The sequence below is a fragment of the Mycobacterium asiaticum DSM 44297 genome (assembly GCF_000613245.1).
GTDB classification, from domain to species: domain Bacteria; phylum Actinomycetota; class Actinomycetes; order Mycobacteriales; family Mycobacteriaceae; genus Mycobacterium; species Mycobacterium asiaticum.
In genome coordinates, this window is record NZ_HG964937.1 from 657,798 (window position 1) to 674,392 (window position 16,595).

6 protein-coding genes are annotated in these 16,595 nt (G+C 66.9%); all 6 read left to right on the plus strand.

Features of this window, described 5'->3' with window-relative positions:
• Positions 1 to 11: 11 nt before the first annotated feature.
• Positions 12 to 4,976 (plus strand): non-ribosomal peptide synthetase, encoded by a 4,965-nt coding sequence (locus BN972_RS13510; RefSeq protein WP_036358643.1) that lies wholly within the window; start codon positions 12 to 14, stop codon positions 4,974 to 4,976.
• A 7-nt stretch (positions 4,977 to 4,983) separates the two neighbouring features.
• Positions 4,984 to 9,528: a non-ribosomal peptide synthetase gene (locus BN972_RS13515; protein WP_036358646.1), complete on the plus strand. Its 4,545-nt coding sequence runs from the start codon at positions 4,984 to 4,986 to the stop codon at positions 9,526 to 9,528.
• A 12-nt stretch (positions 9,529 to 9,540) separates the two neighbouring features.
• Complete coding sequence (locus BN972_RS13520) at positions 9,541 to 13,023, plus strand: non-ribosomal peptide synthetase (RefSeq protein ID WP_036358649.1); 3,483 nt, start codon at positions 9,541 to 9,543, stop codon at positions 13,021 to 13,023.
• An 82-nt stretch (positions 13,024 to 13,105) separates the two neighbouring features.
• Positions 13,106 to 13,309 carry a hypothetical protein gene (locus BN972_RS13525; protein ID WP_036358652.1) on the plus strand — a complete coding sequence of 68 codons (204 nt, stop codon included), beginning with the start codon at positions 13,106 to 13,108 and terminating at the stop codon, positions 13,307 to 13,309.
• A gap of 141 nt (positions 13,310 to 13,450) precedes the next feature.
• Complete coding sequence (locus BN972_RS13530) at positions 13,451 to 13,765, plus strand: DUF3303 domain-containing protein (RefSeq protein WP_036358656.1); 315 nt, start codon at positions 13,451 to 13,453, stop codon at positions 13,763 to 13,765.
• 43 nt (positions 13,766 to 13,808) lie between these two features.
• A complete protein-coding gene (locus BN972_RS13535) occupies positions 13,809 to 16,430 on the plus strand; it encodes a helix-turn-helix transcriptional regulator (protein WP_036358659.1) in 2,622 nt (873 codons plus the stop codon).
• The last annotated feature ends 165 nt before the right edge of the window (positions 16,431 to 16,595 follow it).

Here is a 16,595-nt window from a genome sequence, read left to right on the forward strand (position 1 = left end):
TGAGACCGACGATGGCACCCGATGCCAAGACCGTGCAGGAGCGTCGCCGTGAGCTGCTGCGCCGCCGCATCGCCGAGAGCGGCGCGGCCGGAAGCGTGCCCGCGACAGGCGTGGCCGCCCTCGAAGCAGGGCGACGTTACGTTCTGTCCAGCGGTCAGCGCCGGATGTGGTTCGTGCAAGCCATGGACACCGCCGATACGACACTGAACATCTGTGTGGCATACCGGTTGACGGGCGCCCTGGATGAGGAGCGGCTGCGGGCCGCCTTCGGCGAGGTCATCGCGCGCCATACGGTCCTGCGGTCCACCTACGCGGTGGACACCGAGGGCGAGCCGTATCAGGTCTTCTGCGATGACGTTGAAATCCCTTGGCAGACACACGATATGACGGGACTTGCCGGAAGCGGGCAGACCGTCGAGGCACTGGCTCACCGGGAATTCGGCCGGCCCTTCGATCTCACCAGCGATTTGCCGCTGCGGGTCACCCTGCTGCGAACCGGCACCAATGAATCCGTGTTGCTGCTCGTGGTGCATCACATCTGCTGGGATGACGATTCGTGGGCGTTGTTCTTCGACGAACTGAGTGCGGCCTACAACGCTGGGACGGTCAATGGCCAACCGCCGCAATATGTTGCGGTCGAGGTGCTGGGTCGCGCGGCCACCGAGGGGGTGGACCCACCGGCCGCCGACCTTGACTACTGGCGCAATAACCTGCTGCCGCTACCCGATCCGCTGCAGCTGCCCGGCGCGTCGTCCCCAAACCCGTCCAAGCACGCGCAGCGGCGTACCGGGGCGGTGCCGGCCGAGTTGTTTGGTCGGCTCGAGGAGTTCGCCCGTCATCGCTCCGCCACACCGTTCATGGTGCTGCTCGCCGCCTTTGGCGCACTGATTCGTCGTTACACCGGTGCCGCGGACTTCCTGATCTCGGTGCCGGTCACCGAACGACGAGCCGCCGCCGAGCGCGCGATCGGATATTTCGGCAACACCTTGTTGCTGCGCATCGCCGTGCGACCGGAGGACACGTTCAGCTCGTTGGTCGACCGAGTGGCCGAAACGTGTTTGCAGGCCTTCGCCCGGCAGTCCGTCGGCCTCGATCGCGTGGTGCGCGAGCTGAATCCGGAGCGGACCGCAGGGCGGGACGGGATGGATCGCCTGGTCCGGCTCGGCTTCAGTATGCGCAAAACCGTCTCCGGGTTGCGCCTCGACGGTGTCAGCACTCGACAACTCGAACTCGGCGCCGTTACCGCACCGGTGCCGCTGGCGCTCGCGGTGGTGCTCGACCCGGGCGGCATGATGACCGAATTCGAGTATCAGACCGAGGTGCTCTCGAGCGCACTGGTGGATCAGATGCTGTCGCATTACGTGCAGTTGCTGGACCACGCGTTGCGCGAGCCGGCCCATCGCCTCGCCGCACTCGACCTGCTGGGGCCCGGCGAGCGGGAAGCCGTTCTCGCGCAATCACACGGTGAGCTCCTCGCCACTCCCGCCGCCACCATGGTGGCCGCGCTGGAAGCGGCGGCCGACGCCGCGCCGGATGGCCTCGCCCTCGTCTCCGACGACGCACAGCTGACGTATTCGCAGCTGCATGGTCGCGCTAATCGCCTGGCGCGCTGGCTGATCGGCAACGGAATTGGTGCCGAAGACATCGTCGGCCTGCGCATGGCGACGTCGATCGAATTCGTCGTCGCCATGTTCGCCGTACTGAAAGCGGGCGCGGCCTATCTGCCGATCGACCCAGCGTTTCCCGAGGACCGCATCGAGTATCTGATGCGGGATGCGAACCCCGTAATGGTGATCGGGCAGGTCGAATTCGCCGCGGCGGAGAATGCCGCGGCGAGCCTGTCCGACGTCGCGCTCACCGACACCGATCGGCTGCAGCCGTTGCGGCCCGATCACCTGGCGTACGTGATCTACACCTCCGGTTCCACCGGCCAGCCCAAAGGCGTGGCGGTGCCGCACCACGCGATCGCCGAGCACATGGACGGGTTTCTTGCCGAGTGGAGCCTGACCGCCGACGACCGGGTGTTCCAGTCGTCGTCGGTCAGTTTCGACGCCTCACTGATGGAGATTTTCGCCCCGTTGTCACTCGGAGCGCGGCTGATCGTGCCGAAGCCTAACGCTTTCAACGACATTCCGTATGTCGCCGAGTTGATCAGCCGCCACGGCGTCACGACCCTGCACATGGTGCCCTCAATGCTGAGCACGCTGTTGCTGCTGCCACAGGTCAGTGAATGGCGGCAGTTGCGCCATGTCCCGGTAGGCGGAGAGGCGCTGTCCGGGGAGGTGGCCGACAAATTCGCCGGCTACTTCGACGCCAAGTTGCGCAATCACTACGGCCCGACGGAGGCCGTCATCTGTGCGACTCACCTGCCCGTGGAGGGGCCACAGGGAACCGGGGTGGTGCCGATCGGCATTCCCAACCGAAATGTCTATACCTACGTACTGGATGAGGAGCTGCAACCCGTGCCGGCCGAGGTGGTCGGCGAACTGTATCTGGGTGGCGCACAACTGGCGCGCGGCTACTTGGGGCGACCCGCGTTGACCGCGCAGCGATTCGTCGCCGACCCGTTCAACCCCGGACAGCGGCTGTACCGGACCGGGGATCTGGTCCGCCGCAACGTTTCCGGGAAATTGGAGTTCGTCGGCCGAGCCGACGAACAGGTCAAGGTCCGGGGTTTCCGCATCGAACTCGGCGAGGTCGAGTCGGTGATCGCCACGCACCCCGCTGTGCGACACTGCATGGTTATCGCCGAAGACACCGAGGTCGGGCCAAGGCTGGTCGCCTACGTCGTTCCCGGTGGCGGAAACGAATTCGAGCTGGGTGAGATTCACGCCCACGCCGCGGCGGTCCTACCCGAATATATGGTGCCCACCGCGTTCGGCGTAATCCCAGAGATCCCGATGACGGTGCACGGGAAGCTGGACAAGCGGGCGTTGCCGCCGCCCACCCCGGTCGCGCTTCGCAGCTACCGGGAGCCGACCACCGAGGCCGAGCAACGCTTGTGCGCCATCTTCGGGCGGCTGTTCGGTTGTGAGCGGGTGAGCGTCGACGAGTCGTTCTTCGACCTGGGTGGTCACTCGCTGCTGGCGGCGCGGCTGGTCGCCTTGATCCGCGCCGAGTTCGACGTCGACTGCAACGTCCGCGCCGTCTTTGATGCCCCCACGCCGGCGGGATTGGCCGAGCTGCTGGCCGGGCGGTCCGCGGCCGCCCGCCCCGGGCTGTCCCACCAGGTCCGGCCCGAGCGGCCGCCGCTGTCCTACTCGCAACTTGCCATGTGGTTCCAGCACCGGATGCGCGGTGCGAACGATGTCTTCAACTTGGCTCTCTCACTTCGCTTCACCGGTCCGTTGAATACCGCGGTGCTCGCCGACGCGCTCAACGACGTGGTGGCCAGGCACGAGGCGCTGCGCACTTCGTTCGCCGAACACGACGGCATGCCCTATCAATGCGTGCGGCCGGCCCTGAACGTTGAGCTCGCCGTCGCCGAGATTGCTGCCGACCAGCTCGACGAGAAGGCCGGCGAACTGCGCCGGCACCTGTTTGACCTGGAGTCGGGGCCGCTGATCAGACCCACGTTGTTGGCGCTCGGCCCGGACCAGCATGTGCTCGTGGTGCTGATCCACCACATCGTCACCGATCACAACTCGCTGGGGGTTATCTACGAGGACCTCGTCAGCGCCTACCGCGCGCGGCTGGCCGGAACGGCGCCACAGTGGGACGCGCTGCCGTTCCAATTCATCGATTACGCACTGTGGCAACGGAACACCTTCGATGTGCCGAACGAGTGGGCCAAGGGTGAGCTGAATTACTGGTGCGACGCACTAGCCGGAATGCCCACCGAGCTCTCCCTGGCCGCCGATCATCCGCGGCCCCCGGTGATCGGCAGGCGCGCTGCGGTGGCGGCCTTCACGCTCCCGGCCGCGCGCCGCGCGGTCCTCAACCGGCTGGCAGACGTGCAGGGTGCCAGCGAGTTCATGGTCTATCAGGCCGCGCTCGCGGTATTACTACACAAGCTGGGTGCCGGCACCGACATCGCGATCGGTAGTCCGGTGGCGGCCCGCGGTGAACTGGCCACCGCACAGGTGAACGGGCCATTCGCCAACGTGGTCGCCCTGCGTAATGACCTATCCGGTGACCCGAGCCCGCGCACCGCACTGGTGCGCTCCCGCGAAGTGGTGCTCGATGCGTTGGCGCATCAGGAGATACCGATCGACCGGCTGGTCGAAGCCCTGAACCCGCCGCGCTCGAGATCGCGCAACCACCCGCTGTTCCAGAGCTCGATCCACTTCCGGGCAGAGGACTGGGCGCTGGCCCCGCGCGATCTCACCCCCGAAACGACGGTCGTCGCTATTCCGATGGAATTCGATGTCTCGTTGCTGGATCTGAACGTCAGCATGAACGTGCTCGCGGACGGCGGGCTCGAGGTACGCATTGTCGCCAACGCCGACCTGTACGAACCCCAGACCGTGCACCACATCGCCGAGGCACTCGACGCCGCGCTGGAAGCCTTTGCGAACCAGCCCGATTCGCCGTTGTCGGCACTGCAACTGGCGCCGGCGGAAGTCATGGACAAGCTGTTGGCCCCACCGACACCGGCCGGCGCCCGGCCGCAACAACTCGTGGCGGGCGGGTCGCCGGAAACCCTGCGGGCACTCATCGCCCTACTGGAGGAACTCCTCGAAATCGACGGTGTCGAACCGGAAGACAACTTCTTCGCGCTCGGCGGTGACAGCATCATCGCCGTCCAGATGTCCGCCCGGGCCAACGCGCAGGGACTGGCGCTGGCTCCTGCGATGGTGTTCGAGCACATGACGATCGCCGAGGTGGCCGCGGCTGTCGACAGGGTAGCCGATGCGCCTGCCGGCCTTGCGGATTCGCACCCCGAGTCGACCGCGACCAGTGCGCCGATGAGCGCATCCGGCCTGGATGCTGACGCGTTGGCGGCGCTCACCGCATCCTGGCAGAACCAGGCCTGACCCGACCATGACCGCCGCGCCGCCGCAGATCGAGGATGTGCTTGCGCTGAGCCCGCTGCAGGAGGGCTTGTTTGCGTTATACCGCCTGGCCGAAGACGGTCTCGACATCTACACCATGCAGTTGGTGGCCGACATCGACGGACCGCTGGACGTCGCGTTGCTGCGCCGTAGCGCCCAGGCCATGCTGGACCGCCACCCGAACCTGCGCGCGGCGTTCTGGGATCGCGACGTCCCGCGGCCGGTGCAGATCGTCCCCGCGCACGCCGAGTTGCCCTGGTCCGAACGGGTCACCACGGCAAGCGAACTCGACTCGATCGCCCGCTCGGAACGGCGTCGGCCGTTCGACCTGAGCCGCGGTCCGGCCCTGCGCGTCGTGCTGCTGTCGGTGCCCGGCGAAACCAGGCGCCGCATGATCTTCACCGCCCACCACATCCTCGTGGACGGTTGGGGACTCGGCATCTTCTTCACCGAGATGCTCGCGGTGTATCAGGCGGGCGGCTCGACCGACGGCTTACCCGTCCCGCGGCCTTACCGGGACTACATCGCCTGGCTGTCCCGGCAGGACCGCACGGTCGCGACCGCCAAGTGGACGGATTATCTGCAGCGTGTCTCCGCGCCGCTCATGGTGGCCGATGGCATACCCACGCCAGCTCACGGTGTGCCCGAAAAGGCGAACCTGCTGCTGCCTTCCGGCGCCACGGCGCGGCTGCGCCAGTGGGCGGGGCGTAACGGGCTCACGCTCAACACCGCAGTGCTGTTCGCCTGGATCGTGGTGCTCAGCCGGCTCACCGACCGGCGCGACGTGGTCTTCGGGACCGTCGTCTCCGGCCGACCCGAGCACCTTACCGGCGTCGAGACCATGGTCGGGATGTTCATCAACACCGTCCCGGTGGTGCATCAACTCAGCTGCACCAGCCCCGTGGTCGAACAATGCAGAGGGCTGCAGCGGGAATCCTCTTCGTTGCGTGACATCGGTTACCTCAGCCTGTCCGAGCTACAGCGGGCGCACGGTCACGGCAGCCTCTTCGACACGCTGTTCGTGTTCGAGAATGCGCCACTCGAGGATGCCGTCCGGCCGGTCACCACCGCGGACGGAACGCGCTTCACCCCCGTGGAAGGGGAAAGCCTGACCCACTACCCGCTCACAGTGGTCTCGCACCTGATCGAGGACACGTTGATTGTGGTCGTCGAGGCGATTCGTGAAGCGTTGCCGCATATTTCGCCTGCGCAACTGTGCGAGCGACTGGTCTCGGTGTTACGGCAGCTGCCCGACATCGGGGAGCAGAGTCCCGACACGTTGAACGTTCTCACCGCCGCGGAACGAGCCGAGTTGGACGAGCTTGCCGCCATCCCGGTACCGGCGACGGAGCAATCGGTGTGGCAGAGCTTCGAGCGGCAGGCCCGTGCCACGCCGGACGCGGTCGCGTTGACGAGCGGTGACGGGGTGCGCTACACCTACGCCGAACTGCATGCCGAGGCGGCTCGGCTGGCCTGCGAGTTGGCCCGGCAGGGTGTGGATCCGGAAACCGTTGTCGCGCTGGTGTTGCCACGCTCGGTTCACTCGGTGGTCGCAATTCTGGCGGTGCTCGCCGCCGGGGGTGCCTACCTGCCCATCGACGTCGGACTGCCAGAAGTCCGCATCGATTCCCAGCTGCGGCAGGCCAACCCGGTGCTGGCGATCACGCAAACCGGTCATGCGCAGCGGATCTGCGGGCGGCTACCCACCCTGATGCTCGACGATCCCGCCGTGGCGCAACGTCTCCGGCAGTACGACCCCGTCGCGCCCCCGGTCCGTCGTCATCCAGAACACAGCGCCTACGTCATCTTCACCTCCGGCTCCACCGGTGAGCCCAAGGGCGTCGTCGGCACCAACGGCGCGCTGCTGAGCTATTACGCCGACCACCGCGACCGCGTCTACCGGCCCGCCGCAACGCGGTTGCGGCGTCCGTTGCGAATCGCTCATGCGTGGTCGTTCAGCTTCGACGCGTCATGGCAGCCCATGGTCGGCCTGCTCGACGGCCACGGTGTACACCTGTTCGACGCGGAGGAGATGCGCGACGCGGACCGGTTGGTGCGGGGTCTGGCCGACTTCGGCGTCGACATGATCGACACCACCCCGTCGATGTTCGTTCAACTGCGGGCCGCCGGCCTGGCCGAACGCAACCTGTCCGTGCTGGCGCTCGGCGGCGAGGCGATCGACGCCACATTGTGGCGACAACTACGCGAATTGGCACCGACCGCGGTTCACAACTGTTACGGGCCTACCGAGACGACGGTCGAGGCGGTGGTGGCCGCAGTCAACGAGTACGCGGCGCCGACGATCGGCACGGTCAATTCCGGAACCTTCGGCTATGTATTGGATTCGGAGTTACGCGTGGTGCCTCACGGTGTGGTGGGGGAGCTGTACCTGTCGGGGGCGCAGCTGGCCCGCGGTTACGTCGGCCAGCCCGCACTGACGGCGGCGCGCTTCGTAGCGGATCCGTTCCGCCCCGGCCGGCGCATGTACCGCACCGGGGACCTGGTGCGTCGGCTGCCGCACGGCGGCTACGCCTACCTGGGGCGGGAAGACGACCAGGTCAAGATCCGGGGCTACCGCGTGGAGGTCGGGGAGATCGAGTCCGCACTGCGCAATCAGCCCGAGGTGCACGACGCGGCAGTGTCCGTCCTGCGCCGCGAATCCGGCCCGATCCTGGTGGGCTTCGTTGTCTGGCAACAGAACTCGGAATCTGATCCGGCCCGCCTGCGCGCCGCGCTCACCGAGCACCTGCCAACCTACATGATCCCGGCCAGGATCGTGGCCTTGCCACGGCTGCCGGTGAATGCCAACGGCAAGCTCGATGGAGCTGCGCTGGATCGGCTGGCGCACGACGCCCTGACTTCTGTGACGGTGGGCGGCGCGGCGGCGTCCACCGACACCGAACGGGCGTTGTGCGAGATATTCGCCGAACAGTTCAGTGGCGTGATGCCACATATCGACGACGACTTCTTCTCGCTCGGGCTGGACAGCATCTCGGCCATCTCGGTGGTCCATAAGGCCCAGCGCCGCGATATCCCGTTGACACCGCGAATGGTGTTGAGCTGCCCGACCATCCGCCAACTGGCGGCGGCCGTCGACGCGTGGAGCGACGCGGACGGCTTTGCCGCGGTCGCGGACTACGGCGAGGTGCTGCCGTTGCCGATCGTGTCCTGGGTGAACGAGTTCGGTAACTACCGGCGCTTCACCAACACCATCCTGATGCGAGTGCCCCCCGGGATCGAGCGGCCGGTGATCGAGCTGCTGCTGCAACTGCTGCTCGACGGACACGAAGTGCTGCGGTCGACGCTCACCGAAACACCCGACGGAGCCCGCCTGGTGACCCGTCCGCCCGGCGTGGTGAGCGCCGCAGAGTTGCTGTCCGAGGCGAAGGTGCCAGCCGGAACCGACCTCGCGGCTCTGATCCCTGATGCCGCGCGGACGGTGATGGACGAGATCGACCCGTACGCGGGCGCGATGGTGCGGGCGATTTGGTTCACCGGTGCCGGTGCCGACCTGCTGCTGCTTACCATTCACCACTTGGTAGTGGACGTGGTGTCGTGGCACATCCTGGTCAGCGACATCCAGGAGGCGTGGCGTTCCCTGCAGGCCGGCGAGACACCGAAAGCGTTGCCGGAGTTCACCTCCTACCGCCGCTGGTGCCAGCTAATGTGGGAGCGCGCGGCGCAACCCGAGGTGGCGGCCCAGCGCGACTACTGGCTGGCGCAGGTCCGCGACTTCGATCCCGCGCTGGGTGCGCGGCATCCCGACCCGACCCGTGACACCTGGTCACAACTCCGGGTGACCACCGTGTACACCCCGGTAGAGATCACCGAACGCCTGCTGGCCGCGGTCACCCGCGAGGACCGCATGCGTGCAATCCTGTTGTGCGCGGCAACCATCACGATCGGGAACTATCGCCTAGCCGCCGGCCACGATCCGTCGTCCGGCGCGTTGATCGCATTGGACAGCCACGGTCGGGCCGACTCGGTTCTGCATACCGACACCGCGAACACCGTCGGCTGGTTCACCAACGCCTTCCCGGTGCGGCTGGGAGTGGGGAGCGGCTCGGACACATTGGATGTCGATCGGCTCGAGAAGGATCCTGCGGCGGCGCGCGCACTGCTCGACTCGGTCACCACGCACCTGGATGAGATCCCGTACGAAGGCCTGGATTACGGGCTGCTTCGCTACATCGCCCGAATCCCCGAACTGCCGCAGACAGCCGAGCCGCAATTACTGTTCAACTACATGGGCCGACTCGACCTCAGCGGCAACGCGAACGAGCCATGGTCACTTCTCAGCGGAGCCGAAATCGAAACGCTGCCGGTAGATCCCGAGCCGGATCTGCCGCTGCGCTTCGCGTTGAACATGAGCGTGCTGATCGGCGCCACACCGGCCGGTTGGGTGTTGATCAATAATGTGCTGTTCAGTGACGCCCTGTTCAGCGGGGCCGACATCGATCGCCTCACTGAGCATTGGCAGCGCGCGATCGCGGTGCTGGCCGCCGCGCTCGACCTGAATCCCGAAGCGGATTAGAAAGGACTGCACATGCCGCCGCCCGGCGAGGAATGGATCAGCAAAGACGAGATCAAGGCCACGATCGCGGCTCAACTCGGTTGCCCGGCCACCGACGTCGCGGACCACGATGACCTAATCCAGTTGGGGCTCAACTCTATTCGCATGATGTCCCTGGCGGGCGGCTGGCGTAAGCGCGGCGCGGACATCACCTTCGCCGAGCTCGCCGCCAGTCCCACCGTCGAATCGTGGCACGAGCTGCTCAGCGGTGACCAGGCGCTGGCACCTACAACACCGGAACGGCCGCAACCCGTCCAGCCACCCACCGACGACGCGCCATTCCCGCTGGCACCAATGCAGCACGCCTACTGGATCGGGCGATCCGACGAACAGGAACTCGGCGGCGTCGCGGCCCACCTCTACGTTGAGTTCGACGGTGCCGCAATTGACCCGCACCGGCTGCACCGTGCGACGGACGCGGTCGTCGCGGCGCACCCGATGCTACGCACCAGGTTTTTGCCGGACGGCACCCAGCAGACCATGACGCGGCCGGGGCGACCGGTGTTCGGCGTCGTCGACCTGCGCGACCGTGACGCGGACGCGGTGCAAGCAGAGCTGGCGGCCATACGTGACCGAAAGACACACCAGCGATTGGCAATCGAAGACGGGCAGGTCATCGACGTCACCCTGACGCTGTACCGGGACCGGGCGCGGTTGCACCTTGACGTGGATATGTTGGCCGGCGACGCGATGAGTTATCGGGTGCTGGTCACAGAGCTCGCCAATGCCTATTGCGGAGCCACACTGCCGATGCCCGGCTACAGCTACCAACGCTACCTCGACCAACGCCGGGCCAGCCGCGATGACAACGTCGCACATGAGCGAGACCGGCAGTGGTGGCAGCAACGACTTCCCGAAATGCCAGGTGCGCCTCAACTTCCCAGGGCGGCAGAGCGCAGCGGGCCGCACCGCACCGTCCGGTATGATCACTGGCTGGCGCCGGAAGCCAAGGAGAGGCTTATCTCCGGGGCACACGCGCGCGGTGTCACTCCGGCCGTCGCGCTGGCGGCGGTATTCGCCGACACCATTGGTGGCTGGTCGGCTGAGGACAAATTCCTGTTGAATGTGCCGTTGTTTCAGCGGGAACCCATCCATCCCGAGATCGACCGGGTAATTGGGGATTTCACCTCGTCGATCATGCTCGAGGTCGACGTCAGCGAAGACATGTCGATCGCGCAGCGCGCCCACGCGGTTCAGCGCAGCATGTACGACAGTAGCTCGCACGCAGCGTATTCCGGTCTCGAGGTGCTGCGCGACCTGGGCAGGCACCGCGGTGAGCCGGTGCTCGCGCCGGTGGTCTTCACCAGCGCGCTCGATCTCGGGGAGCTGTTTTCCCACAACGTCATCGAGACGTTCGGTGACCCGGTATGGATCATTTCCCAAGGACCGCAGGTGTTGCTCGACGCCCAGATCACCGAACTGCGCGGTGGATTGCTGATCAACTGGGATGTCCGCGAGTCGGCCTTTCCGGCGGGTCTGGTCGACGCGATGTTCGAAACGTTCACCAAGACCGTCCAGCGTCTTGGCGACGGCGACACCGCCTGGGACGCCGAAGCGGCGGTGCAGCTGCCGGCCGACCAGGCGCAGGTCCGCGCGGCGGTCAACGCAACCGACGGCCCGGTCAGCGGCCGCTGCCTGCACCAAGGCTTCTTCGACCACGCCGCGACTCATCCCGACGACGCGGCCGTCGTGTGGGGCTACGACGACTCGGTCGGCCGCTGGAGCTACGGGCAACTCGCCAAGGCGGCGCTGGCGGTCGCGGGCGCGCTGCGCGCACAGGGTGTGGCTGCGGGCGACACGGTCGCCGTCCAGTTACCCAAGGGCAGGTACCAGATCCTTGCCGTACTGGGGGCGTTGGCCGCGGGCGCGGCGTATCTGCCGATCGGTGTCGACCAACCCGCGGCGCGGCAGGCGAAAATCTTGGCGGCCGCCGATGTTGCCGCGGTGCTGACGGCCGACGGGTCGCCGGTGGCTTCGGGTGTCGCCGGCCTTTCCATCGAGGCGGCACGCGACCACCCGGAACCGCTGCCAGCCGCGGTCATTGCGGATACCAGCGCGATCGCCTACGTGCTTTTCACTTCGGGTTCGACCGGCCAGCCCAAGGGCGTTGAGGTGCCGCATAGCGCGGCGATGAACACCATCGACGCGGTCAACGAATGGTTCGGGGTGAGCAGCGGGGATCGTTCGCTGGGATTCTCCGCACTCGAATTCGACCTCTCGGTCTATGACATCTTCGGCATGTTCGCGACGGGCGGGGCGGTGGTCGTGGTCGAAGACTGCCAGCGGGCTTCGGCGGATGCCTGGGTGGAACTGATTCGGCAGCACCGGGTTTCAATCCTCAATTGCGTGCCTGGCATTCTCGACATGATCCTGCAATCCGCCGGAAACCGCCTCGGCGATTCACTGCGCGCGGCCATCCTTGGCGGTGACTGGGTGGCGGCCGAGTTGGCCCGCCGACTGGCTGCGCTGGTCCCCGGATGCCGGTTCGCCGGACTCGGCGGAGCCACCGAAACCGCGATCCACAGCACCATCTGCGAAGTGGTGGGCGAACCGCCACAGCACTGGGCGACGGTGCCGTTCGGTGTGCCCCTGCGCAACGTGCGGTGCCGGGTCGTCTCACCGTCGGGCCGGGACTGCCTCGACTGGGTGCCGGGTGAACTCTGGGTGGGCGGGACCAACGTCGCCGCGGGCTACCGCAACGACCCGGAACGCACCGCGCAACGTTTCGTCGAGCACCAGGGGATGCGCTGGTACAAGACGGGCGACCTGGCCAGATATTGGCCCGACGGCACCATCGAATTCCTCGGCCGCGCCGATCACCAGGTCCAGATCCGGGGATACCGCGTCGAACTCGGGGAAGTGGAGAGCGCGTTGCGCACCGTGCCGGGGGTGCGGCAGGCCGTCGCCGCCGTCGTCGGCACCAAAGCGCCCCAACTGGTGGCGGCGATCGCGGGTGACCCGATCGACGGTGACATCACGGTCGCCCTGGCCGAGCTGCTGCCCAGCTACATGATCCCGTCGCGCATCACAATGCTGGAACGAATTCCTTTGACTCCCAACGGTAAACTCGACCGCCGTGCTGTCGTGGCACTGCTCGGGGAGCCGGACGTGCCGGCGGGCGCGCACGCCGCCCCAACGAGTGATCTGGAGGCCGCGCTTGCCGAGATCGTCGCCGAGGTGCTCGGTGCGCAACCGGTCGGCGTGTACGACGACTTCTTCGCCCTCGGCGGCGATTCGGTGTTGGCGACCGCCGTCGTCGCACGCGTGCGGGACTGGCTGGCGGTCGACCACGCGGTGGTCACGGACCTGTTTGCGACCCGCACTGTGGCGGGCTTCGCCCAACGGCTGAGCAGTCGTGAGGCGGCTCGAGGCACCCCGGAGCGGTTGGCGGTGATCGCCCGGCACTATCTCGACGTCGCGGCGCTCACCGACGAAGAGGTCCTCGCCGAAGGGTGACCGGTCGTCTCGAGCGGCGAACAGCAAAGTTAAGTACCGCAGTACTCTATTCGGCCGGCGGGCAACGACCCATGCTGAGCCGGTGGCCGAGGGTCTCAGCAAGCGCGAGCAAGCGTTGCGCAAGTTGCCGTTGCCGTACTCGCTGGCGTTGCGGTTGCGCGATGCCGGTGCCGCCCGTGAGGTGATCTGCGAGTACGTCGGCGTCGAGGACGAAGCCCTCGACGGTGTCTATCGCCTTGCGGAAGCGAAACTTATTGCGCTGCAGGAGGAGATCGGAGTGGGCTGATGCTGGGAGCAGAGCTTGGGCGGTCTGCCCGCGGCACGGGTGGTGGCGGCGCGCGGCGTGGGCCGACGGAGCCGTCCGTGGCTTCGCAACTGTGACAAGCCCGTCGCAGCCGAAGAAATATTCACACGCTAGGAGAACGACATGAAGTATCTGGTTTCCTGGACATACCGCCTCAACGGGACCGCGGCCGAGAACGAGATTTCGCTACGGCGTGGCTTGGCCGTGTTCTCCAAGTGGGCGCCGCCGGCGAGTTCGACCTACCACGCGTTCCTGGGCCGGGTGGACAGCGGCGGTGGGTTCGCCCTGATCGAAACCGACGACCCGGCGGACCTCGTCGATGTCTCGGCAAAGTTCACCTTCATCGCCGACTACCAGATCCACCCGGTCGTCGACATCGACCAGTCCGCGCAGGCGCTGCAGCAGGGCGTCGACTTCCTGGAATCGATACAAACTTGAGTGATTGACTGCGCGCTGGTCCGGACCCTCCTACGCTGACCGAGTGCGATTGACGTGGCCGCTGGTCGGCCGGTCGCAGGAGATGGCGGTCGTCGAATCCGCCATCGCCGAGGCAGGGTCCTCCGGCATCGTCGTCTGCGGCGGCGCCGGTGTCGGAAAAAGCCGCATTGCGCGCGAAGCGCTCGCGGCGGCGAGGGCGCGTGGCTACGAGATTCGTTGGGCGGTAGCCAGTTCGTCGGCGCGGTCGATCCCGCTGGGAGCGTTTGCCGCGTGGGTCGATACGCCCGAACCCGGTGAGGGCCAACTGGTTCACCTGCTTCGCGATGTCATCGGTGCGCTGACCGCCGCGCCGCCGGGCGCCTCGGTGGTGGTCGCCGTCGACGATGCCCATCTGCTCGACGACCTGTCCGCTTTCGTGTTGCACCAGATCGTCCAGCGGCGGTCAGCACGGGTGCTGTTGACCGTCCGCAACGGTGAACCGGTTTCCACTGCGGTACAAGATGTTTGGCGCGGGACCGGCTTCGAGCGCCTGGACCTGCAGCCGCTTTCCGCCGACGAAACCGCGACGCTGCTGGCCGCCGCACTGGGTGGTCCGGTGGATCCCGATGCGGCCCAGCGTCTCTGGCGGCTGACCAGGGGCAACGTGCTGTACTTGCGCAACATCGTCGAGCAAGAGCTGGCTGACGAGCGGCTCGCGCAACGTCACGGCCACTGGCGCTGGCACGGCGATCCGATCGTGCCGCCCAGCCTGGCCGACCTGATCGACTCGCGAATGGGAACGCTCTCGGCCGAGGTAGGCGACGTGGTGGACGCGCTGGCGGTAGGGGAGCCGATCGAACTGGCGTCCTTGGCGCGCATCACCGACGCGGCGGCGATCGAGGAGGCCGACGTGCGTGGCTTGGTCACGGTCGGCGAGGTCGGCGGCCGGGTGGAAGCCCGGCTTGCCCATCCGCTGTATGGCGAACTACGCCGCAAGCGCGCCGCACCAACGAGATTGCGTAGGCTGCGGGGCCGGGTCGCCGCGGAGCTGGCCGCCACCGCGGAAAGCGACGATGTGCGCATGACGGTGCGGCGCGCGGTATTGATCGTCGATTCCGATCTGGTCCCCGACCCGAATTTACTGGTCAGGGCCGCCGACGGGGCCATGTTCCTGGCGGACGCACCCTTGGCCGACCGGCTGTCCGCCGCGGCGATCAGGGCCGGAGCCGGAGTGCGGGCGTACAACATTCGCGCGTTCGCACTGGCATGGCAGGGCCGTGGCGAGGAGGCCGATGCGGTGGTGGCCGGCACACCCACCAAAGGCCTGTCCGAGTCCGACCGGGTGTACCTGCTCGGCCATCGGGGATTCTGCAAGCTGTGGGGGCTGGCCGATCCCGATGGCGCGAAGTCGCATTTCGATGAAGCCGCGGGGATAGCGACGACGAAGGAAACCCGCAGCTGGATCAATGCGTACCTGACCGTTTACTGGGCATCGATGGCTCGCCCGGGCAAGGCGATCGAACTCGGTGCCGGCGTCGATCTCGAACAACTGCCCACCATCATCAGCGCGGCCGCGACTTGGGCGCTCGTCGTCGCCAACGGCGATGCGGGCCACGGCGCTGCTGCGGACCGCGCAGCAGCGACCGGCTCCGCATACGCACAGCGCATGGGAACCGCGGCCCACATGCGACTGCTCATCGTCGACAGGCATGTCGGTGCGCTCCTGCAGGCCGGGCGGATGGTCGACGCGAGTTTGTCGGCGGAACAGGCACGTGTGGAAACCGTCGATGTGCCCGGCGTCGCTCGTCTGCTCAGCACCGCGATCGTGGGCCGGGTGGCGCTTGGGTCGGGCCGGTTGACCGAGGCGAGATCGCTGCTGGAGACGGTTGCCGAGCTGTTCACCGGTGACTCCAACGGTTTTCGGTACCGATACCTGATTGCGCTCACCACCACGCTGGCGATGTGCGGTCTGGTCGACGAGGCGGCTGCCGCGCTGCAGGCCACCGAGGCCGAACACCATCGGAGTTGGGGATTCGTCGATTACGAGCGTGATCTGGCGCGTGCCTGGGTGGCTGCCTGCCAGGGCGCGGTCAGCGAAGCTGCCCAGGTTGCCGTGGCCGCAGCCGAAATGGCCGGAGCCAATGGCCAATTCGCCGCCGAGGTGGTGTGTCTGCAGGCCGCGACGCAATTCGGCGACAGCTCCACGGCACCCCGGCTGCGCGAACTTGCCAATACGGTGGAGGGACCCCGGGCCGGTATCGCCGCTCGATTCGCCACCGCCTTGGTCGACGGTGACGCAGCCGGATTGGCCACGGCGTCTGAACAATTCGAAGGCATGGGCGATCTCGTCGCCGCGGTGGACGCGGCGGGGCACGCGGCATCGGTGTATCGCAGCAAGGGCCTGCGGGGATCGGCGCTGGGCTGCTCGACGCGCGCGCAGGCGCTTGCCGAGCGGTGCGGCGGGGCCTTGACGCCCGCGCTACGGGAAGCCAACGTTGAAGTTCCGTTTACTTCCCGCGAACGGGAAATCGTCATGTTGCTAGGCAGCGGGTTGTCCACTCGCTCGGTTGCCGAGCGCCTGACACTTTCCGTACGCACCGTTGAGGCCCACATCTACCGGGCGATGGCGAAAACCGGCGTCTCGAGTAGAGAAGAACTTGCGGCTCTGCTCCGCCCGCTTGGCTGAGTTCCGCTGCTTCGAACTGGGTACGTTCCGGGGACGCATAGCTGCTACACAGCTGCGCCATAGCTCCGGCAATCGCTCATGTGGCAGTGTCGATGTAACGCGGTTCGTCCGCAGAACGACACACCAGTCACAATCGACACAAAGACACCACGCGCAGCGTTCCCG

Excerpts from the sequence above, each read along its gene's own strand:
- BN972_RS13510 (WP_036358643.1), top strand. The coding sequence starts at position 12 with ATGGCACCCGATGCCAAGACCGTGCAGGAGCGTCGCCGTGAGCTGCTG.
- BN972_RS13515 (WP_036358646.1), top strand. The coding sequence starts at position 4,984 with ATGACCGCCGCGCCGCCGCAGATCGAGGATGTGCTTGCGCTGAGCCCG.
- BN972_RS13530 (WP_036358656.1), top strand. The coding sequence starts at position 13,451 with ATGAAGTATCTGGTTTCCTGGACATACCGCCTCAACGGGACCGCGGCC.
- BN972_RS13520 (WP_036358649.1), top strand. The coding sequence starts at position 9,541 with ATGCCGCCGCCCGGCGAGGAATGGATCAGCAAAGACGAGATCAAGGCC.